This window comes from Arthrobacter sp. BPSS-3, assembly GCF_044628475.1.
Lineage (GTDB): Bacteria > Actinomycetota > Actinomycetes > Actinomycetales > Micrococcaceae > Arthrobacter.
The window spans coordinates 1-20,614 of record NZ_JBIMMV010000010.1 but is presented as its reverse complement, the minus strand read 5'-3'; the positions used below and the strand labels follow the sequence as shown (position 1 = coordinate 20,614).

17 protein-coding genes are annotated in these 20,614 nt (G+C 59.3%); 9 read left to right on the top strand and 8 right to left on the bottom strand.

Annotation, left to right across the window (positions count from 1 at the left end; all coding sequences use genetic code 11):
* Positions 1-29: 29 nt before the first annotated feature.
* The 7 genes from glf (at position 30) to wecB (ending at position 9,349) form a co-directional block, all read left to right on the top strand.
* Positions 30-1,217, top strand: a complete 1,188-nt coding sequence (gene glf / locus ACFVY3_RS15025; protein WP_400160321.1) for a UDP-galactopyranose mutase — start codon at positions 30-32, stop codon at positions 1,215-1,217.
* Positions 1,214-3,235 carry a glycosyltransferase gene (locus ACFVY3_RS15020; protein ID WP_400160320.1) on the top strand — a complete coding sequence of 674 codons (2,022 nt, stop codon included), beginning with the start codon at positions 1,214-1,216 and terminating at the stop codon, positions 3,233-3,235. Before glf ends, ACFVY3_RS15020 begins: the two co-directional genes overlap by 4 nt.
* Complete coding sequence (locus tag ACFVY3_RS15015) at positions 3,232-4,113, top strand: ABC transporter permease (RefSeq protein ID WP_290255670.1); 882 nt, start codon at positions 3,232-3,234, stop codon at positions 4,111-4,113. Before ACFVY3_RS15020 ends, ACFVY3_RS15015 begins: the two co-directional genes overlap by 4 nt.
* Complete coding sequence (locus ACFVY3_RS15010) at positions 4,114-4,839, top strand: ABC transporter ATP-binding protein (protein WP_400160319.1); 726 nt, start codon at positions 4,114-4,116, stop codon at positions 4,837-4,839.
* A 255-nt stretch (positions 4,840-5,094) separates the two neighbouring features.
* On the top strand, positions 5,095-7,077 hold the full coding sequence (locus tag ACFVY3_RS15005) for a DUF6541 family protein (protein ID WP_400160318.1): 1,983 nt from the start codon (positions 5,095-5,097) through the stop codon (positions 7,075-7,077).
* Between the two features lie 26 nt (positions 7,078-7,103).
* Positions 7,104-8,195: an NAD-dependent epimerase/dehydratase family protein gene (locus tag ACFVY3_RS15000; protein ID WP_400160317.1), complete on the top strand. Its 1,092-nt coding sequence runs from the start codon at positions 7,104-7,106 to the stop codon at positions 8,193-8,195.
* Positions 8,192-9,349: a non-hydrolyzing UDP-N-acetylglucosamine 2-epimerase gene (wecB, locus tag ACFVY3_RS14995; protein WP_400160316.1), complete on the top strand. Its 1,158-nt coding sequence runs from the start codon at positions 8,192-8,194 to the stop codon at positions 9,347-9,349. The genes ACFVY3_RS15000 and wecB overlap by 4 nt, the downstream gene beginning before the upstream one ends.
* A 177-nt stretch (positions 9,350-9,526) precedes the next feature.
* Here wecB and ACFVY3_RS14990 read toward each other — a convergent pair whose 3' ends face one another.
* The 3 genes from ACFVY3_RS14990 to ACFVY3_RS14980 all read right to left on the bottom strand — a co-directional run bounded on the left by ACFVY3_RS14990 (position 9,527) and on the right by ACFVY3_RS14980 (position 12,855).
* Positions 9,527-11,545 carry a hypothetical protein gene (locus ACFVY3_RS14990; protein ID WP_400160315.1) on the bottom strand — a complete coding sequence of 673 codons (2,019 nt, stop codon included), beginning with the start codon at positions 11,543-11,545 and terminating at the stop codon, positions 9,527-9,529.
* 150 nt (positions 11,546-11,695) lie between these two features.
* Positions 11,696-12,115 (bottom strand): DUF2304 domain-containing protein, encoded by a 420-nt coding sequence (locus ACFVY3_RS14985; protein WP_290255665.1) that lies wholly within the window; start codon positions 12,113-12,115, stop codon positions 11,696-11,698.
* Complete coding sequence (locus ACFVY3_RS14980) at positions 12,115-12,855, bottom strand: glycosyltransferase family 2 protein (RefSeq protein WP_290255664.1); 741 nt, start codon at positions 12,853-12,855, stop codon at positions 12,115-12,117. The genes ACFVY3_RS14985 and ACFVY3_RS14980 overlap by 1 nt, the downstream gene beginning before the upstream one ends.
* Positions 12,856-13,008: 153 nt before the next feature.
* Here ACFVY3_RS14980 and ACFVY3_RS14975 point away from each other — a divergent pair, with 153 nt between their 5' ends.
* Together ACFVY3_RS14975 and ACFVY3_RS14970 are read left to right on the top strand one after the other, a co-directional pair.
* Entirely contained in the window at positions 13,009-14,034 is a 1,026-nt protein-coding gene (locus ACFVY3_RS14975; protein WP_290255663.1) for a polysaccharide biosynthesis protein, read from the top strand.
* Between the two features lie 2 nt (positions 14,035-14,036).
* Positions 14,037-15,272 (top strand): glycosyltransferase family 4 protein, encoded by a 1,236-nt coding sequence (locus ACFVY3_RS14970; protein ID WP_364132824.1) that lies wholly within the window; start codon positions 14,037-14,039, stop codon positions 15,270-15,272.
* Between the two features lie 196 nt (positions 15,273-15,468).
* Here the strand turns inward: ACFVY3_RS14970 and ACFVY3_RS14965 are convergent, their stop codons facing one another.
* The 5 genes from ACFVY3_RS14965 to ACFVY3_RS14945 all read right to left on the bottom strand — a co-directional run.
* A complete protein-coding gene (locus ACFVY3_RS14965; protein WP_400160314.1) occupies positions 15,469-16,770 on the bottom strand; it encodes a hypothetical protein in 1,302 nt (433 codons plus the stop codon).
* Positions 16,771-16,824: 54 nt separating this feature from the next.
* Positions 16,825-17,850: a GDP-mannose 4,6-dehydratase gene (locus ACFVY3_RS14960; RefSeq protein WP_400160313.1), complete on the bottom strand. Its 1,026-nt coding sequence runs from the start codon at positions 17,848-17,850 to the stop codon at positions 16,825-16,827.
* Entirely contained in the window at positions 17,847-18,830 is a 984-nt protein-coding gene (locus tag ACFVY3_RS14955; protein ID WP_400160312.1) for a GDP-mannose 4,6-dehydratase, read from the bottom strand. Before ACFVY3_RS14955 ends, ACFVY3_RS14960 begins: the two co-directional genes overlap by 4 nt.
* 71 nt (positions 18,831-18,901) lie before the next feature.
* Positions 18,902-19,948 carry a glycosyltransferase family 1 protein gene (locus tag ACFVY3_RS14950; protein ID WP_364134607.1) on the bottom strand — a complete coding sequence of 349 codons (1,047 nt, stop codon included), beginning with the start codon at positions 19,946-19,948 and terminating at the stop codon, positions 18,902-18,904.
* A 196-nt stretch (positions 19,949-20,144) separates the two neighbouring features.
* On the bottom strand, positions 20,145-20,614 hold a 470-nt coding region (locus ACFVY3_RS14945), incomplete at its 5' end, for an LGFP repeat-containing protein (protein ID WP_400160311.1).

The window sequence follows — 20,614 nt, the reverse complement described above, 5'->3', positions numbered from 1 at the left end:
TGCTGCCCGCATTCAAACCAGGAGATTTTGTGACCGCTGACCTCGTCATCGTAGGGTCGGGCTTTTTCGGCCTGACAATCGCAGAACAGGCCGCCTCTGAGCTGGGCTTGAAGGTCGTCGTCATCGACCGCCGCCATCACATCGGCGGCAATGCCTACAGCGAAAAGGAGGAGCAGACCGGAATCGAAGTTCACCGCTACGGTGCCCACCTCTTCCACACCTCCAACGATCGTGTGTGGGAGTACGTGAACCGGTTCACGACGTTCACCAATTACGTGCACAAGGTCTACGGCGTCCACAAGGGCGAGGTTTACTCCCTGCCGATTAACCTGGCGACGATCAACCAGTTCTTCCGTGCAAACATGACCCCGGGCCAGGCCCAGGATCTGATCAAGGAACAGGCCGGCGAGCTCGCGGGCACCGATCCGCAGAACCTCAACGACAAGGGGATCCAGCTGATCGGCCGCCCGCTGTACGAGGCGTTCATCAAGCACTACACCGGCAAGCAGTGGCAGACGGACCCCAAGGACCTGCCCGCGGGCATCATTTCCCGGCTTCCGGTACGGTACAACTACGACAACCGGTACTTCAATGACAAGTACGAGGGCCTTCCGACCAACGGGTACACCGCATGGATCGAGAAGATGGCAGAGCACCCGAACATAGAAGTCCGGCTGAACACGGACTTCTTCGACGAATCGCACGAATACTCCAAGAACAAGGTCGTCGGGAACATTCCGGTCGTCTACACCGGCCCGGTGGACCGTTACTTCGACTACGACGAAGGCGATCTTTCCTGGCGCACCATCGACTTCGAGGAAGAAGTCCTCGACGTCGGCGACTTCCAGGGCACCTCTGTAGTCAACTACAATGACGACGACGTCCCCTACACCCGCATTATCGAGCCGCGCCACTTCCACCCGGAACGCGACTATCAGACGGAGAAGACCGTCATCATGCGCGAGTTCTCCCGCGCTGCCGAAAAGGGCGACGAGCCGTACTACCCGATCAACACGCCCACGGACCGGGACCGCCTCCTGAAGTACCGCGACCTTGCCGCCGCAGAAAAGGACGTCCTCTTCGGTGGGCGCCTCGGCACGTACAAGTACCTGGACATGCACATGGCCATCGGTTCAGCCCTGACGATGTTCGAGAACAAGATCCGCCCGCACTTCGAGGCCGGCGCCACGATTGAAAGCGGAGGAGTGGACGCATGAGCATGTCAACGGCCAACCAAAAGGAATCGGCAAACGAGGCAACCGAAGACGTGAGCGCTCAGTGGAGTGTTCTCCAGCGCGTCATTTTGCCCAGCGCGAGCCAGATGGACACGGCGCCCCTGTACATGGACATGGGCACCGCCACCGGAATTCAGCTCCCGACGATCGGCGACGGAGACGGCAAGGCCGCCAAGCCGCGAACCATTAGCAGCCCCACAAAGGAAGCTCACGTCGAGGACTTCCTTTCCCGGCATTCCACCTCCGTCCGGTCGGGCGAGCGAGTCTCCTTCGGAACCTACTTCAACGCCTTCCCGGCCAGTTACTGGCGTCGGTGGACCACTGTGGACAAGGTACGCCTGCAGGTCCGGACCGAGGGGACCGGTTCCGTCATCGTCTACAAGTCGAATGCTCGAGGGTCTTTGCAGCGCGTCGACACCCGGCGTGTTGAAGGGAGCACGGAGAGCCACTTTGAACTCTCATTGGCTCCTTTCGGAGACGGTGGATGGTACTGGTTTGACCTGTTGGCCGGCACAGAGCCTCTTGTGATGCGCGACGCTGAATGGCAAGGGGCCAAGGCCGAGAAGACTCCTGGCTCGGTAACGCTGCAGATTACGACCCTTAACAAGACTGATTTCTGTCTGAACAACCTGCGTCTGCTGGCCGACAGTGCAGAAGCCCTCGCTCACGTACAAGAGATTCTCATTGTCGACCAAGGGACACAGAAGCTTTCGGATGCTCCCGGCTTCGAGGCTGTCAAAGAGTCTCTAACGGGCAAGCTCCGCATCATTAACCAGTCCAACCTGGGCGGCTCCGGCGGATTTGCCCGAGGGATGTTTGAGGCCGTCGAAAACGGCAGTGACTATGTTCTGCTTATGGACGACGACATCGTTGTCGAACCCGAAAGCATTGTCCGGCTTCTGACCTTCGCCGACCGGTGCAAGACGCCCACCCTCGTCGGCGGACACATGTTCGATCTCTACAACCGGACGGTGTTGCACACGTTCGGTGAAGTGGTGAATCCCTACCGGTTCCAGCCTGCTCTCCCCAGCGAGGACATGATCCTGGGTCATGATTTCCTCTCATCGAACCTGCGCCAGACGTCCTGGCTGCACCGTCGTTGCGACGTCGACTACAACGGGTGGTGGATGTGCCTCATTCCCACTCAGGTCATCAAGGAAATCGGTCTCTCACTTCCACTCTTTATCAAGTGGGACGACGCCGAATACGGGTTGCGGGCGAAGGCACACGGATACCCGACCGTGTCGCTGCCGGGCTCTGCCGTCTGGCACGTGTCCTGGATCGACAAGGATGACCTCGTGGGCTGGCAAGCCTATTTCCACGCTCGGAACCGGGTCGTGGCAGCCCTTCTTCACAGCCCCTACGAGTTCGGTGGCGACGTCGTCCGGGCGTCGCAGTTCGGCGACGTAAAGCACATGGTGTCGATGCAGTACGCGACCGCACAAGGTAGGCAGTGGGCGCTCCAGGACGTATTGAAGGGCCCGGATGCCTTGCCGGACCTGCTGTCCACCAAGCTTCCCGAGATCCGCTCCATGATGTCCGGTCACTCTGACGCCGTCTTCCGCCCCAATCCCGAGGACTTCCCCGCACCGAAGATGGACAAGCCGCCGCGGCGCGGCCACGGCCCCTCGCAGCCGTCCCGGATCACCCTCTTGCCCTGGGCCGCCAAAACAATCGCCCGGCAGCTGGTGAAGCCCGTCACGGGTACCAGTTCCGAACGTCCGCAGACGACGATTGCCCACCAAGACAACCGCTGGTGGCGCATGGCCCAGTATGACAGTGCGGTCGTGACCAATGCAGAGGGAACTGGTGCCTCCTGGTACCGCCGCGACCCCAAGCAGCTCCGCACGATGCTCACCGAGAGCGGTCGTCTTCACGCGGCCCTGCTCCGGGAATGGGGGGCCCTGAGCCAGAAGTACAAGGCCTCCATGAATGAGCTGACGTCGATCGAGTCGTGGCGGAAAACGTTCGAGCAGCACACCCAGAATGAGATCAAGTGAGCGTAATTTCTACCGGGGAGTTGACGACCCCAGGATTAGGCGGCGGACTGCGTGATATCAAGCAGTCCGGCTTCCTGCTCAAGTTGTTGGTACGGAAAGAACTAAAGGTTCGTTACCGCGGCTCTGTCCTTGGTCTTCTATGGTCCTATGTGAAGCCGGGCGTACAGTTCGTCGTATTTTATGTAGCCTTGGGTATCTTCCTCGGATTGGAGCGGAGTGCCAGGAATCCGGAGGGATTGGCCAACTACGCCGTCTACCTGTTTTCCGGCATCGTACTAATCAACTTCTTCTCAGAAGCGCTGGGCAACGCAGCACGGTCCATCGTGATGAATGGCAATTTGATCAAGAAAATCTACCTTCCACGCGAGCTGTTCCCGGTGGCATCCGTGTGGGTCTCGGCAGTTCACTTCTTCCCTCAACTCGTAGTCCTCGTAGTGGGGTGCGTCTTTGCGGGATGGCACCCGAATCTGATCCAGCTTCTTGCTGCGCTGGCCGGGTTCATCATTGTGGGAATGCTGGCGACTGGGCTGGGTCTGCTTTTCGGTGCGGCCAATGTTTACTTCCGCGACTCAGAGAACCTCGTCGACATGCTACTGATGGTTGCAACCTGGGCGTCCCCGGTCATGTACGCGTGGTCCATGGTCGAGCAAAAGCTTGGAAGCACCGCTTTCGCCATCTATCAAGCGAACCCAATCACCATAGGGGTGGAGCTTTTCCACTACGCGTTCTGGTTTCCGACGACGGACGGTTCGGCAGCGATGCCCCCGAATCTTTTCGGCCTGTGGCTGCCGGTCGGCCTCGTCGTTGCGGTAGTCATCGTTGCGTTGGGTCAATTCACCTTTCGGCGCCTTGAGGGCCGTTTCGCACAGGAGCTTTGAGTGGTCACGGCGATCGAAGTATCTAACATCAGCAAACAGTTCGTACTACGCCACACGAGGTCTCTGAAGGAGGCGGTGGTGTGGTTGGCGAAGGGGCGGAAAGGCGACCTTTCCGAAAAGTTCCATGCGTTGAAGAACGTGTCCGTGGAAGTCCAGGCGGGCGAAACAGTGGCGTTGCTGGGTCTGAACGGCTCGGGAAAGTCGACCCTGTTGAAGCACATCTCGGGAGTCATGCTGCCCGACTCGGGCACGGTCAAGACCCGGGGGCGCGTTGCTGGCCTGATTGAGGTTGGCGCCGGCTTCCACCCCGATCTGTCGGGCAGGGACAACGTCTTCCTCAACGGGGCTATCCTCGGCATGACCGAGCAGCAGGTCAAGGACCGGTTCGACGACATCGTCGAATTCTCTGAGATCGGCCAGTTCATCGATACCGAGGTCAAGTTCTACTCGTCCGGCATGTACCTGCGCCTCGCCTTCTCCGTGGCTGTACATACCGATCCCGAGGTCTTCCTTATCGATGAGATTCTCGCCGTCGGCGATGAACCTTTTCAGCGAAAGTGCATCGGCAAAATCCAGGAACTCGCCCGCGACGGAAAAACCCTGGTTGTCGTTAGTCACGATCTCGATCTGATCTCCCGAATTTGTGAGCGTGGAGTCGTCCTCGAGCATGGGAAGCTCATGTTCGACGGTCCAATCGAAGAGGCCGTGGCCCTGCTGCGTTCGTAGTTGCTAAGACCTCAGGGACCTGAGGGGACGAAGTGCGACGTTGTCAGGACGTGTGCTTTGCCGGCCGCCGCCCTTGGACAGGGGAGAGGCTTGACCAGACTGAGAACGACTTCCTGCATGGTGACAGTCACCTCAAAAACGCTTTGGCCTCTGCCACGGCGGAGCGGAAACCGTTCGGACTCAGTCACGTAGTATTCGGGAGGTGCGACGGCGATCCATTTCTCGCCCGCGCCAGACAATTTATGGAGGAATTTCGTGTCATGGTGGTCGATAGTCCCGCATCTTTGCCTGGGGATCGGGGTGCTGTTTGTACCGGGACTCTGCGTGGGCTGGGTCAGTAGGCTACGGGGGATCGCACTGCTGGCTGTCGCGCCGGCCATTACAGTCTCAATTGTTGCGGTAGCTGCGTTGATCGCTCCCTTGATCAACATGCGGTGGTCGATTGTCCCGGTTGGGATATTCGCACTGATAGTTGCCGCTATCGCGTGGGTGGCTACGAAACTGCTCTCTCCAGCTGGGGCGGCTGAACGTCCCCGAACCCAAACCCCGATCAAGTGGCTGAATGTGGGGGGACACACGCTGGCCTTGGTTGCAGCGGCATTCCTCATATCACGTCGTCTCGTCGTCGCCTTCGGTCGCCCGGAAGCTTTTTCGCAGACCTTCGACAATGTCTTCCACCTCAACGCCGTGCGTTACATCCTTGATACAGGGTCCGGTTCATCGATCACCGTTAGCGGCATGACCGGCGGAGGCTTCTACCCCGCGGCCTGGCACGATCTCGTAGCTTTGATTGCCGTCACCACAGGTGCATCGATCCCTGTTTCAGTGAACGTCATCAATTTGATTGTCGGTTCAATCGTTTGGCCTCTCGGGTGCATTCTCCTCGCGCACAAGGTCCTCGGTGAACGCGTAGCCGTTAGCGTCGCGGCGGGAATTCTCTCTGCAGCTTTCGGCGCTTTTCCGCTCCTGCTCTTGGACTTCGGGGTCCTTTACCCGAACTTCTTAGGGAACGCCCTTCTACCGATAGCCGTAGCATTGGGAATTCAAGCCCTGGGACTGGGCTGGTCGCGTTCTGGGTCGGCGGCCGTCTCATGGCTCCTCTTCGCCGCGGTGCTTCCCGGCCTCACCTTGGCCCACCCGAGCAGCACGATGGCACTCCTGGCCATGTTGCTGCCCCCTCTCCTGATCTTATGGTTCAGGGGAGTTGTCGCTATTCGACGCCGCTCGCAGCATGTAGCCCTCCGCCTTGGTGGAATGGCACTACTGCTGCTGCTCGGCCTGGGCGCCGTCGTTGTCCTCTGGAAGGCCATACGACCTCCCGAGGTTGCCGCCTTTTGGCCCCCCATTGAAACTACCGGACGCGCGATCGGCGAGGTGCTGACAAGTTCGGCTATCGGTCGGTCAGTGTCATGGGCGGTGGCGTTGCTGGCGGTTGCGGGGCTTATCTCAGTAATTCGACGACGCCAGCAGTACTGGCTCATTGGCATGTTCGTGGTGATCGCGTCGTTGTTCGTGATCGTGGCGTCATTTCCGTTCGGTAGCCTTCGGACATTTTTCACTGGCGTCTGGTACAACGACCCTCCCCGGTTGGCCTCGCTGTTGCCGATGGTGCTCGTGCCCTTCGCTGTCGTTGGCGCGGTGCGAGGGTGGGACCGTTGGCTGGAGCCCCAGCTTCGTGGGCTGGCCTCTAGGAGCCGCCGTAAGACTCCGCTGGCGGCCTCTAAGCCTCTAGCGGCCGTGGGTGCAGTGGCGGTCATCTGTCTGTTGACGCTCGCAACTCAGCAGGCCAACGTCCGTGAAGCAACGAACTCGGCAGCGGCCGGTTACCGACTGGCCAACGATTCTCCGCTTGTCTCTTCGGACGAAATGACCCTCATGAATCGACTACCCGCCGAGGTACCCCAAGACGCCGTCCTGGTAGGTAACCCTTGGAATGGCAGCGCTCTGGCTTATGCATTCACCGGGAGGAAACTGGTTCAACTCCACATGCTAAGCGAACTTCCCTCGGGAGCCGTGGAGCTATTCACGCGCCTCAACACGGCAAAAACAGATCCGACGATCTGTCCAATCGTTCAAAAGTTGCACGTTGGCTACGTACTCGACTTCGGCCATCAAGAGGTCCACGGGGGAGACAACGGGTTCCGTGGGCTGGATAACCTTGTGGCCTCCGGAGTAGCGAGTCTTGTTGACTCCCAAGGTCAAGCAAAAATCTATAAGTTGACTGCCTGCGGGCAGTGACACATCAACGTGGTAGGAGTGTCGGCATGACAATCGCCCTAACCGGAAGCAACGGCTTCCTCGGATGGCACACCCGTGTCCTTGCGCATAGCCTGGACAGGACGACGGAGCCTCTGCCTCTCGGAGACAAGTTCGACATCGGCTCGGCTACAGGGCTCATGGAGAGGGCTACAACCCTTGTCCACATAGCAGGCGTCAACCGCGGTGACGACGACGCCGTCCGAGAGGGCAACGTGAGATTCGCCCAGCAACTCGCCAAGGCACTGGGCGAGGCGACATCGGTTCCAGCCACGGTGGTCTACGCCAACTCCATCCAGGCCGGCAACCAGAGTCCCTACGGTCAGGGAAAGCAAGAAGCCGGCCGGATTCTTAGGAAGGCAGCCGAAGATGCCGGCGCGACTTTCGTCGACGTAAAGCTTCCGAATCTCTTCGGTGAGCACGGGAAGCCCTTCTACAACTCGGTCGTCGCAACCTTCTGCCAGCTCGCTTCGGAAGGCAAGCCTCTGGAGGTGAAGGACGATAAAGAACTGCGGCTTTTGCACGTGCAAACGGCTGCAGAAGTTCTGCTCGGAATTCATGCGCCCGACGATGCCCACAATTTGGCAACAGTCAGGAAAGTGAGCGAAGTTGCGGAACTGATAGGGTCCATGGCCCATTCGTACACTGACGGCACTATTCCGGATATTGCAAATACATTTGAACGTGATCTGTTTAATACCTATAGGTCATTTTTGGTCGGCGAGCGGCTTCCCATCATGCTGAATCGGAAGGAAGACGCCCGAGGTGCCTTTTTTGAAGTCATCCGCAGCGCTGGCGGGGAGGGGCAGGCCTCTTTCTCTACCACGGAGCCAGGCGTGACGCGGGGGCAGCACTACCACCGGCGTAAAATCGAGCGATTTACCGTTCTTTCAGGTACCGCCGAAATCGCCATGCGAAAAATGTTCTCTAACGAGGTTCTGACGTTTCCTGTGACCGGTGAAAATCCAGTTGCTATCGATATGCCGACAATGTGGTCCCATAGCATCACCAATGTTGGATCGGATAAGCTTTATACCATGTTCTGGATCAATGAAATATTTGACCCAGCCTCTCCCGACACCTTCCCGGAGGAAGTATGACCGACGCTGGCCGCAGGCTAAAAGTACTGACCATAGTAGGAACGCGACCCGAGATCATCCGCTTGGCGGCTACGATCCGACGGCTTGATCGCAGCACCGACCATGTGCTGGTCCACACGGGGCAGAATTACGATTATGAACTCAATGAGGTTTTTTTCGAGGACCTCGGGCTGAGGAAGCCCGACCACTTCCTTGAAGCCGACACGTCGTCCCTCGGCGCGGTATTGGGTTCGATACTGGCCAAGACCGAGGAAGTGCTGCTGGCCGAAAAACCTGACGCCATGGTTGTTTTGGGTGACACCAACAGTTGCATCTCTGCCCTCATGGCCAAGCGTATGAGAATCCCCGTCTACCACATGGAAGCAGGGAACCGTTGCTTCGATGAGAACGTGCCGGAGGAGACCAACCGCCGCCTGGTCGATCACGTAGCAGATTACAACCTCGTCTACACCGAACACGCCCGCCGCAATCTCCTGGCGGAAGGGCTCCACCCCTCAAGGATCCTCCTGACAGGTTCTCCGATGAAGGAGGTGCTGCAGAGTAATGCCGACGCCATTTCCAGCAGCGACGTTCTTGAGAAGCAGAACCTCACCTCAGGCGGCTACTTCATGGTGAGCGTTCACCGCGAAGAGAATGTGGACAGCCCGGAACGTCTGGCAGAGATCCTTAAAGCCCTCCAGACGCTCAGCCGCCGGTACGAAGTTCCGGTCCTGGTGTCGACCCACCCGCGTACTCGCAAAAGGCTCGAAAGCCAGCCGGAAGAGCTGAAGGAGGGACTGCGCTTCCACCCCCCGTTCGGCTTCAACGACTACGTGAAGCTCCAGCAGGAAGCAAAGCTGGTCCTCTCCGACAGCGGGACCATCAGCGAAGAATCCTCACTGCTCGGCTTCCCCGCCGTCACGCTGAGGGACGCTATTGAGCGGCCTGAATCGCTCGACACTGCGGCCATCATCACGACGGGTGTCACCGCTGATGCGATCGTGGACGCAATTGAGATTGTCTTGGATCAGTTCCAGAACGATGGACCGCCGGTCGTTCCCGCTGATTACCAGATCAGCGATACGTCGCGCCGGACGGTGAACTTCATTCGGTCGACTGCCCACACGCACCACCAGCGGACGGGAATTTTCGTCAACATTGACAGGAACCGCTGACCATCGCTGAGGACGACTGCGTCATGGTTCGCCAAGCCGCAGTCTGATCGGCTCGTCGAAGACTTTCGTCGCGAACACAGACGCCCCGCTGGATAATCCGGCGGGGCGTTTGCTGTTATTGGGACGGGGCGGACCCGTCTGTTGGAGACTAGTAGGTTACTTCGGTCCCCGCGCTCTTTAGTAAGTTATGATCCGGGAGGCATATTCCGGGAATGCAGCCCGCAGTTCGGGCAGGAGCTCTGGATCGACCATGACATCGAGTTCCGGCATTTTCTCCAATATGGCAATCATTGCGTTGGGCACCTTGGAAGGACCTTTATATAGCGGGCTTACCAGGGGAATGGCAGGTTCGACCTTGTTCGTCCACTTGCCTTGAAGCGTCAGGGACCACTGCGCCGCTAGGAGGGGGTCAAAGAAATCGTTGAAGCCGGCGTAGATGAAGGTTCGTTCCTGCTTGACCCGGGATATGGCGAGAAGCTTGGGAATCAGGGGCGGCATTGGTCCCGAAAGTGCGGTCGTTTGCTGAAGGAGTGCGGTGGCGCCACTTGCGGTGGGCTTGAGCCCTTGCTCGCTCATTCCGGTAAAGGGCAGTCCAAAAAACTGAGTCGCCCCCAGGGTCGTCAGTAACGACGCTGCCACGAAGGTCTTACGGCCGCTTTTCTTGAGAAGGATCGGCGACCAGAGTTCCGCAACACCAATCACGGTGCAGACGATGGCGACAATTTCCACTGCCAGGAACGACTTGTGGAAGTAGTAGGTCACAGATCCCGACTGCACAAGTTGGAAGATGCCAAGCGCCAGCAGGAGGGCCGCCCCGAAGAGCGGTGTAGCCAGGACATGTAAAGAAGTGAGCGTCCCGTGTCTGTGCTCCTCGCTTCCGGCCTTGCGCCGCGAGAAGAAGGCGAGGGCAACAAAAGCGTTAGCGATGACGCAGAGGACAGCGACGCCGGTGTCAGCCAAAGCGATACCGCCGTTCGTCGTGAGCACGTCGCCAGCGGAGAGCGCGTGGAGCTGCCAGACAGCAGCGCCCAGTGCAGCCACGCCGACGACCGCTATGGCGGACTGTACGGTGACGTCCCAACTCCTTAGCTGCGTACGGTGTCGAATCAAGTGCCATCCGTAAACGGCGACGCTGGGGAGGCAGAGGACGAGGAGGAGAATCCAGCCGTGGGCCACTCCCACCAGAGCCATCGTAAGGGCAGCTGAAGCGAGCGACGGCGGGATGACCCGCCTCAGTTGAACTATGGCGATGCACGCCACGCAGAAAGCCACACCCAGCCCGAAGTTGGGGAACGCACCGAACACCGGAATCGACCCGGGACCCACAATCCAGGCCGTTGCGACGATCGTGACAAGCGGCAGCGTGACGAGGAAATTCCGCCGTAGTACCGGGAGCGAAGTCAATCCAGCGATGACCATCACTGTGCCGAGAATCGTAACCGCCCCGATCAGCCGGCAAAAGAGCACAAGCTCCTCGCCCGGATCGCCTGGTCTGCTACCGGCGACAACTTCCGCCAATGTCGCTAACAGCGAGTGGAACCCTTGAGGGTAGGTTGCGGCGGACCAGGGGCTGCCGTCCGCGGAGGCCGGGAGGACGGCCAGGACCGCCCCATGGTTTCGAATCATGTCGTACATGTTGAAGTGGGGTGCAAAGTCCCAAGACCTGGTGAGAAGCAGAAGTGCTTCCTCAGGGGAGCGGACCGAAATGAATCCCTGAACCACCCAAAGAGAAGCGAGGGCCGCTACGACAGGCAGAATGTCAACAACGTTTGCATACGGCAAAAACGATCGGAGAGGCCGCCGTGTCACGATCCAGAAAGCTGCTGACGCCGTAAGACCGGCAGCCGCTAACGCCAGAACGAAGGAGCCGCGGTCAAGCCCCGGCACTGGACCGGAGTACCACCAGATAATCGGTGCCAAGCCAGCGATGCCGACACTGGCAACAAGAATGCGCTGGGAGAAGCTCCGCGACGTCGGAATGAGGAGCAGGACGAAACCCAGGAGAATTCCAAAGCGCCAACCCGTCAGTGCTCCAGAGTTTCGCACGGCTACAACGGCAAGAAACGCGAGAAAAGAAATGACCAGGAGCAGCAGTATCTGGGAAAGGGAGATTTTTGGTCCGCCGGTGGGCCGGTTGCGCGGGCGCGCACTCCGGGTTGGTGCTGATGAAACTGAGTGCAGATCCGGGCTGAGCATGATTCCTTAGCGGTCGTGGTCAGCCGGCATTTCCCCCGATGTCACGACCTTCGTTAATTCAGGGCACCTCGAAAGGCGCGGAAAAGGTACAGAGTAGACACCTATGAGTCTACGTCGTTCGCGATGGGCGTCCTTACGTGGTGCGAGGCCCTAGTCCTTGGGTGATTGCGGACCAGTCTCCAGTCGCGGCGTTTCGCCCTGCGGACCTGCGGTAGAAAACGCGTGGAAATCGTGCTCCAGCCGCTCTACCGCGGTGCGCATGATGGCGACTTCCTCCGCAAGGGTGCGGTTCTCGTCCTCCACGACGGAGAGTTCCCACGAAAGATGCAGACAGACGCCCAGCAGCAGAACAATGCACAGGGCAAAGAGCAAGTTCGATGCGACTTGGATACCGACAATCTTGCTGACGCCAGTGAGGAGGTCGGGCCAACCGGCCAGGACCAGGGCACTGGCTCCGATGATAAGCCACAGCGCGGCGTATTTTTCACGGAACACCTTGCGGCGGACCAGTTCAAGAACGATCGCAACCATGACGAGGGCGAAGATGAATGGAGGCAGTGTGTTTCCCATCAGGCGTTGCTTTCCCCTACGGCTATCTGTGATCGGCTGCGTGTCATTGCAAAAAGTAAGGCAAATACGGACCTAAGCAGGTAGATGGCAGATTTTGCCGGATTATGGCTGGGCGTCCCGCCCTGGCGCGGCCGCATGGCCACGGGGATCTGGGTCACCCTGCACCCCGATTTGATCGCAACTACCAACGAATCAATGGTGTCGCCAAGATACTCGGCCGGATAGTGATCCAAGTACTGTGCGATGGCTCTCTTATTCCCGGCACGGAACCCCGACGTGACGTCGGTAAGCTTCGTCCGAGCAAGACGCGAGATCACAGCCGCCAAAAACACCATCGCCCACTGCCGGGGACCGGAAACTCTATAGTCGCCCTTGGAGGCGAAGCGGGCGCCGATGGCGATGTCTGCCGACTCCAGCCCCTCCAAGACGGAGGAGATCTCCCGCGGATCGTGTTGACCGTCGGCATCCACCTGGATGACGGCGTCGTAGTTGTGGCGGTCCGCATACTTGAACCCGGCGCGCATCGCGCCTCCCACACCCATGTTGAAGGGGAGGCGGAGGACGGTCGCGCCGGCGGCCGCTGCCACATCGGCCGTTCGGTCCGTTGAGCCATCATCAACAACCAGAACGTCGTAGCCTTCGTTCAGATTGATCACTTCGGCGACCGTGTTTCCAACGGTTTCGCCTTCGTTCCAAGCTGGCATGATCACTAACACATGGCGGGCGTCTGGGCTAAGCATGATGCAGATTCTACGCTGAAACGTATCTGCGCCGAATTCGTGTCCCGCCTCCGGAGGGCTTTCCGGCCGCCCCCATCCCCGGGGCGCTGGTATTATCTAACGGTTGCAGCCCATGTTCGTTGCCGCAGCCACCCTGCAGACCAAGGAGACAAGTTGTTCAAGAACAAGACACTTTTGATTACCGGGGGCACTGGCTCGTTTGGGAACACTGTACTGAAGCACTTCCTGCACACCGATATCGGCGAGATCAGGATCTTCTCGCGGGACGAGAAGAAGCAAGACGATATGCGGAAGGCTTACAACAACGACAAATTGAAGTTTTACATCGGGGATGTGCGGAACATCGAGAGTGTCCGCGAAGCAGTCCGCGGCGTCGACTTCATTTTTCATGCGGCAGCTCTGAAGCAGGTTCCATCGTGCGAGTTCTTCCCGATGGAAGCCGTTCGCACCAATGTCCTGGGGACCGACAACGTGCTCACCGCCGCCATCGACGCCGGCGTCAAGAAGGTTGTCTGCCTGTCCACCGACAAGGCCGCCTACCCGATCAACGCTATGGGTACGTCCAAGGCGATGATGGAGAAGGTTGTCATCGCGAAGTCGCGCAACGTGGATCCGGCGGACACCCTCATCTCCTGTACGCGCTACGGCAACGTCATGGCTTCACGCGGCTCGGTGATCCCGTTGTTCGCGGATCAGATACGAGCAGGGAAGCCCCTGACCGTAACGGATCCACACATGACGCGCTTCCTGATGAATCTCGATGAAGCCGTTGAGCTCGTTCTTTTTGCGTTTGAAAATGCCAACCAAGGTGATCTCTTCGTTCAGAAGGCGGATGCCTCATCCGTCGGTGACTTGGCGACGGCCATGAAGCGTCTCTTTAACTCCGACGTCGACATCAACGTCATTGGCACCCGCCACGGCGAGAAGGCCCACGAGACCCTGCTGACGCGCGAAGAGCGGGCTAAATCCGAGGACCTTGGCGGCTACTTCCGCGTTCCCGCCGACACCAGGGATCTCAATTACGAGAAGTTTGTGGATTCTGGTGACATTGTCAACGAAGAACTCGAGGAATACACCTCACACAACACGCAGCAGTTGACCGTCGATGAAATCATCGAAAAGATCAAGACGACGGATTATGTACAGGAACTCCTGCCGTCCATCACTCCGGTCCCCTAAGAATGACATCTCGCCCCAAGGTACTTGTAGTCGGGCAGCACTTCTGGCCTGAAGGTTTTCGCATCAATGATATTTGCGATTTTCTGGTCGAGTCAGATGTGGATGTGGAGGTACTCTGCGGATTGCCTAACTATCCGCAGGGATCGCTCTTCCCAGGCTACACGTGGCGGGGACCCTACAAAGAGAATCACAAGGGCCTCAAGATTTACCGGGCCCCGGAAATTCCGCGGGGCGATAATTCCAGCCTGCGTATTTTCTTGAATTACGTATCCTTTCCGCTGGGCAGCCTTTTGCATCTGCCACGGTTGCTCTTCGGAAGATACGACAAGATCTTCCTTTATCAGCTTTCGCCGGTAATGATGTCAATCACGGGTATACTTTTGTCGAAGCTTCGCGGTATCGAGTCGACAATGTATGTGCTCGACCTTTGGCCGGAAAATCTTTTCTCTGTTCTGGACATTAAGAACCGTTTCTTGCGCCGCCTGGTCGAGCGAGTCTCCCACTGGCACTACCGCCAGCCCGACAAAATCATTGTCTTGTCTGAACAGATGCGAGCAAAGATTCAGAGTATTAGCGGTCTGCCGGACGATCGTCTGGCGGTCGTTCCGCAGGCATGCGAAAGCCTGTACGAACGGGAAATCATTGACGAGGATTTGGCCTCACGACTCGGCGACGGGTTCAAAGTTGTCTTTACGGGGAACATCAGCCCGGCTCAGTCATTCGAAACCATGATCGAGGCGGCTGCACTTCTCAAAAGGGAAGGCCTCACCGGTATCTCTTGGATCATCGTCGGGGACGGCATGAGCCGAAACGACGTCGAGCAACAGGTCAAGGATCGCGGTCTCGAGGACGTTTTTCGGTTTGAGGGTCATCACCCCGTCACCGATGTTCCCAAGTACACCACACTCGCGGACGTCCTGGTTGGTTGCCTGGTGAAGAGCGACCTGCTGGAGGCGACCATACCGGCAAAGGTCATGTCATACATTGCGTCCGGACGGCCGCTCGCTCTCGCCATGGATGGCGAAGTTCGCTCTCTCGTGGAAGACCAGGCTCAATGCGGCCTCGTTGGACCGGCCGGCGACAGCGAAGCTTTGGCGGACAATATCCGACGGCTTTACGAACTGTCAGCCGAGGACCGTCGGCGTCTTGGCGAAAGTGGTAAGGCCTACCACTTTGCCAACCTAGAGCGGAGCATTGTCCTGGGCCGGCTGAAGAAATTTCTCCTCTCACCGGCTTGATTAGTTGCACTGGCAGCTTTTCAGCATGCCGCAGCGCCGGTCTCAGCAGTGTTCCTGCGGGCCCGCCTTTCACGGCTGTGGCTCGGCTCGGTTTCTCCTGCGGGCTTTCGGCGGGTTCGGTTCTATTGGCGGGGAAGTGCGCTGGACGGTCCTATGCCGCAGATGTGCCGAACGTTATTGGCACCTCGGCGACGTTTCAGGACGCCGACTCGGTTCTTCTGGCGCGAATCATCCGGGCAATGGCCAGGGAGTGGACCAGAATCCCGGCGATAGGCCCGAGCGACAGGCTCAAGATACTCCTGACCTCCACCCCAGCTGGGAGCAACAAGATTACAACTGCAACCACAGTGGCCGTCAGCCAACCTGCGGAGTACGCGCGGTGTTGACCCAAACCGATCACGATCGTGCCGAGAAGGGTAAGGACTGCCATCAGTACTGCTGCAAGCGTCAGTGCCGCCAGCGCCCATCCTGCTACCGCGTAGCTGGGGCCGAAAATGAGCATCAACCACGGCCCCACGAGCCAAGCAGCGATGGCTCCTACGACTCCCATCGCAAGGAGGATACCCAGCGGCTTCCGGAGGGTCCTCCATCCGTTGTGTGGGTTCTTCACAACTTCGGATAATGCCACGCCTTGAAACGCCTGCAAAGGGACCATGATGGGTGCCCTTGTGAGCGAGATGGCCAAAAGTATGGGTGCGGAGAGGGCGTAGTCGGCCGGGGAAGTCGTCAGCTTCAACAAAATTGGAAAGGCAACGATAAGGGCGGCGGAGGATGCCGCCGACAGTAGGGCATGGCCGGTGTTTTGTAGCAACCGGGGGAGGGCGACGTCGCCTTTGGCCGCTAGAGCGCTCCGGGCGCCGGGTGAGACCAGCAAGACCAGCAACCACGCAGCAAGCGCGGCTAGACAGGCCATTTCGATGCCAACAAGGGAGGCAGTGGCCACGGCTGCCAGGGCGATGGCGCCCAGGCGCAAGAGTGCTTCAAGGGACACCAGACCGGCAAACAGCGTCCATTGATCGCTACCTTGGGCGGCACCTGCCAATGTGGCGTGGCAGGAAAAAAGAACGGCTGTCAGGACAAGGGCCGCAACAACCAGGGCGGCGTCTTGATGGAACACGAAGGTGGTTAGCAGTGGCGATAGCGCCGCGATCACAACTGCCGCAGCGAGGCCAACGATCAACCCGGACGTGAAGACCCTCGCGCCCTTGGCGGTCGCAGAGTCAGTCTTGAGCCGTGCCGCCCCAACAGCTCTCGTTGTCTCGGCCTGGACACCACCCAGGACACCGCAGACGAAGAACAACGCCGCCCAAAAGGAGAGGAATTCCGCGTTATCGGCGGGCGATAAAGCGTGGCTTGTGAGAAACAGGATAACTATTCCGGCCGCGGCCGCCGTAATTGATGCCGCTCCTACGCGGGCTGCGGATTTGGCCGAAATTCTTCCACCATCGCCGGGGGAGTCATCCGGGACGAACTCGGAGGATTGGGTAATATCCGTCAAATCAGGTCTTTCACGTAGTTATGAAGCGGCTCTGCTGCCGGCATCGCTAAACAGTCAATCTCCGGGTAGCGACGACAGACCATGTTCTCGAACAACGCCAAGGTCGTGCTGGACCATAGCCGCCACAATGTCTTCAAAAGTCGCGGTCGCCCGCCAACCCAGGGTGTCGGATATTTTTGTGGCGTCACCCCGCATTTCGGGGGCATCCACTGGACGACGGAATTTCGGGTTAACGTCGATCAGAGACAGTCCCTCCGAAACGCCTGCCGCGAGGAACGCGGCCTCGGCAAAGTCCCGTACGCTGCGTGAGACTCCCGTGGCCACCACAAAGTCCTCCGGCTCTTCGGCAGAAGCAATGCGAACCATGGCGTCGACGTAGTCCGGGGCCCATCCGAAGTCTCGGACTGCGTCAAGATTTCCAAGGCTCAGGCGTTCCTTGAGTCCAAGCGCGATGGCGGCCACACCTAGAGTGATCCGACGAGTAACGAAGCTCGACGGCCGGCGAAGTGACTCGTGGTTATAAAGGACGGCAGAACTGGCGAAGAGTCCCCGGGCCCGGTACGTGCCCACGGCATGATGGGCCAGCGCCTTGGCCGCACCATAGGGCGTGATCGGCCTCAGGGGGGTGCCCTCATTTTGGGGCACTTCTTTGGCTTGACCGAAAATCTCGGCACTCGATGCCTGAAGGAACCTGATCTCGCGCCCCGTGCGCTGTTGAAGTTGCCAAGCAGCTTCGAGCATTGCCACTGCAGCGGCGCCGGTGCTGACAACTGTCTCATAGGGTCGTTCCCATGACGCGGCCACGGAACTGATTCCACCAAGGTTGAAAATAGTGTCCGGGGCAAGGCCGCCAATTAGCTCGGCGAGGCGTAACGGGTCCGAAAGATCTCCTTCGTGGAGCGTCACGCCGCCGGCCTCGTGCTGCCGAGGATTGGCATCCTCGGCTCGAACCATCCCGTGGACGTCCCAGCCGGCTTCGACCAGCTGCTCGGCCAAGTAGGACCCGTCCTGGCCCGAGATCCCAGTCACCAGTGCTCTCTGGGGGTGGCCGGACCCGCCACGGGATGACTTCAGCGTCATTTGGCGAGCAACCGCTGTTCCACAAGGTCGCTCTCGACCATCATGGTTACCAGCTCATTGAAGGAAACCTTTGGCTTCCAGCCCAGAACGCGCTGTGCTTTCGTTGCATCGCCAATGAGCAGGTCAACTTCGGCAGGGCGCATGAACCTGGGGTCTTGGCGGACGTAACGACGCCAGTCTTCCAGCCCGGCTGCAGCGAATGCGGCCTCGAGGAGCTCTTCAATGGAGTGGGTTTCGCCTGTAGAGATGACGTAGTCATCTGCTTCCGGCTGCTGCAGCATCAGCCACATAGCCTCGACATAGTCGCCCGCGAAGCCCCAGTCCCGCTTGGCATCCAAGTTCCCCAGGACGATCTTATCCTGCAGGCCGAGTTTGATGCGCGCAACAGCCTGGGACACTTTGCGGGTAACGAACTCAGGGCCGCGCCGGGGAGACTCGTGGTTGAACAGGATGCCACTGGATGCGTGCATTCCGTAGGACTCGCGGTAGTTGATCGTCATGTAGTGACCGAAGACCTTCGCAACGCCGTAGGGGGAGCGCGGCCAAAGGAGGGTCTCCTCCTTCTGCGGAACTTGCTGGACCTTGCCGAACATCTCCGAAGAGGAGGCCTGATAGAACCGGACCTTGCTCACATCGTCACCAGCGTACAAGCGGGTGGCCTCGAGAATGTTCAGGACGCCCTTTCCAGTGACGTCCGACGTCATGGACGCGTTTTCCCACGAGTACGCTACGAAGGAAATGGCGCCCAGGTTGTAGATTTCGTCGGGCTGGGCGATGCCTAGGACGCGGACCAGCGAGGAGACGTCGGTGAGGTCCCCGGTCAGGAGCTTCACGCCGGGAACAGTCTTGCTAACGAGCTCGTATTTCGGGTTGTTCTGTCCCCGGATGAGGCCGAAAACTTCGTATCCCTTGGAGAGCAGGAGCTCCGCAAGATAGAGACCGTCCTGACCGGTGATGCCGGTAATGAGCGCACGAGGCATGGGGGAATTTCCTTTAAGTCGAAGAGTCACGCACAGCCACTATATAGGGTGACCACCGGAGACCTGTTGAGTTAAACCTTTGTGAGAGCGCGCTGCTGCACAGCGTAGCGATAGGCCGCTTCGTGAGCTTCGGCGCATTTTTCCCACGTAAACCTCCGAACTTGCTCAAACCCCTTGGCTTGAAGCTCGGAGGTCCGCCCAATGGCTTCGACGATTGCGTCGGCGATGGCCCGGGGCGAGTGAGGATCGAACATCACGGCCGCGTCGCCACACACTTCCGGGAGTGAACCCGCAGTGGATGAGGCCACCGGGCAACCGGATGCCATGGCTTCCAAAGGAGGAAGGCCGAACCCTTCGTAGAGGCTCGGAAAAACGAGGCATTTAGCCTTTCGGTAGAGCTCAAGAAGCTCCTGAAACGGAACCAGACCCTTGACGTCGACGTTCGCGGGAACATTGGTGAGGCCTTCCAAGCCCCCTCCCGTCAGCACGAGCGTGAGTTCCGGCCGCTCCGTCATCAAGAGTCTCATTGCTTCAAAGAGCACCGTGTGGTTCTTATGCGCCCACCCCCGGGCCGGATAAAAGATGAAATTTTCTCTTTCGCCGATATTGGGGGTGAACTGTTCCGAGTCGACGGCCAAGTGTGCGGTGAAGACCTTCTCGGGTGCAATTCCCAGGTGTTCGACGATCGTGCGTTTGGCGAAATCGCTGATGGTCACGACGGCGTCGGCCTTTCGCGCCGCGCGCTCATAGAAGAAACTCCGGTAGATCCGCTCCACGCGGCTGAAGAGGTGCGGAAGGTCACGGTGCTGGACGTCGCAAAGAGACTGCACAGTCGCCATGGACCGCGGCGGAGAGGGAAGATTGACGGCGAAAGGAACGTGGAAAACGTCGTTGCCTTCCATTCTCGCCACGAGTCCTTTGCGATGTAGGAAGCCCTGGAGGAGTGTCTTGATCCTCTCCGTGGACGACGGCCCGCCCGAAACTTCCGGGCACACCACTTCGGGTATCTCACCGGAGAAACCCTTCCCTACTCCGCTAACGAAGGTCGTCGCGGCGACTCCCTTGGTGCTGGCCAGCCCGCGGAGCAACCCGCGAGCGTAAGTTTCGCCACCACCCATCGCCCCGGGGACCAACGTCAACATCGCGATTGCGACTCGGAGAGGTCGGTTAGTGGGAGTGGGCCCGTCGGTCATTTGATCTTCGCGCATCAGTCAAGCTTAGCCTGCGGTGTATGAGGCCCGCCGCAGTGCACGTTCGTTGGGAGCGGCACTTGCTGGGGCCGGCGATGGGGCGTGAATTTGTGTTGTGGGTGGGTCATCGGGTGAGGGTGGTTTTGGTGCCGGTGGTGGGGGACGAGTCGATGCGGCCGCCTTGGAAGTTTTGTGCGGTGTTTCCGTTTGCGGTGGGGTATTGGCCGCTGGTGGGGTAGCCGAGGGGCCCGGTTTCCCAGCCTTGTGCGGCCCAGGCGTTGCGGATGGGGCCGTTGGGGCTTAGTTGCGCGCCGGTCGTGGAGGTCCAGTAGATCGCACCGTTTTGGTAGCCCTGGGACTGGGCGCCGTTGGCTGCGGTCCGGACGTCGGTGGTGGGGTAGCCCAGGGGGCCTGTTTCCCAGCCTTGGGCGGCCCAGGCGTCACGGATCGGGCCGGAAGAGACCCGGGCGCCGGTCGTGGAGGTCCAGTAGATCGCACCGTTTTGGTAGCCCTGGGACTGGGCGCCGTTGGCTGCGGTCCGGACGTCGGTGGTGGGGTAGCCGAGGGGGCCTGTTTCCCAGCCTTGGGCGGCCC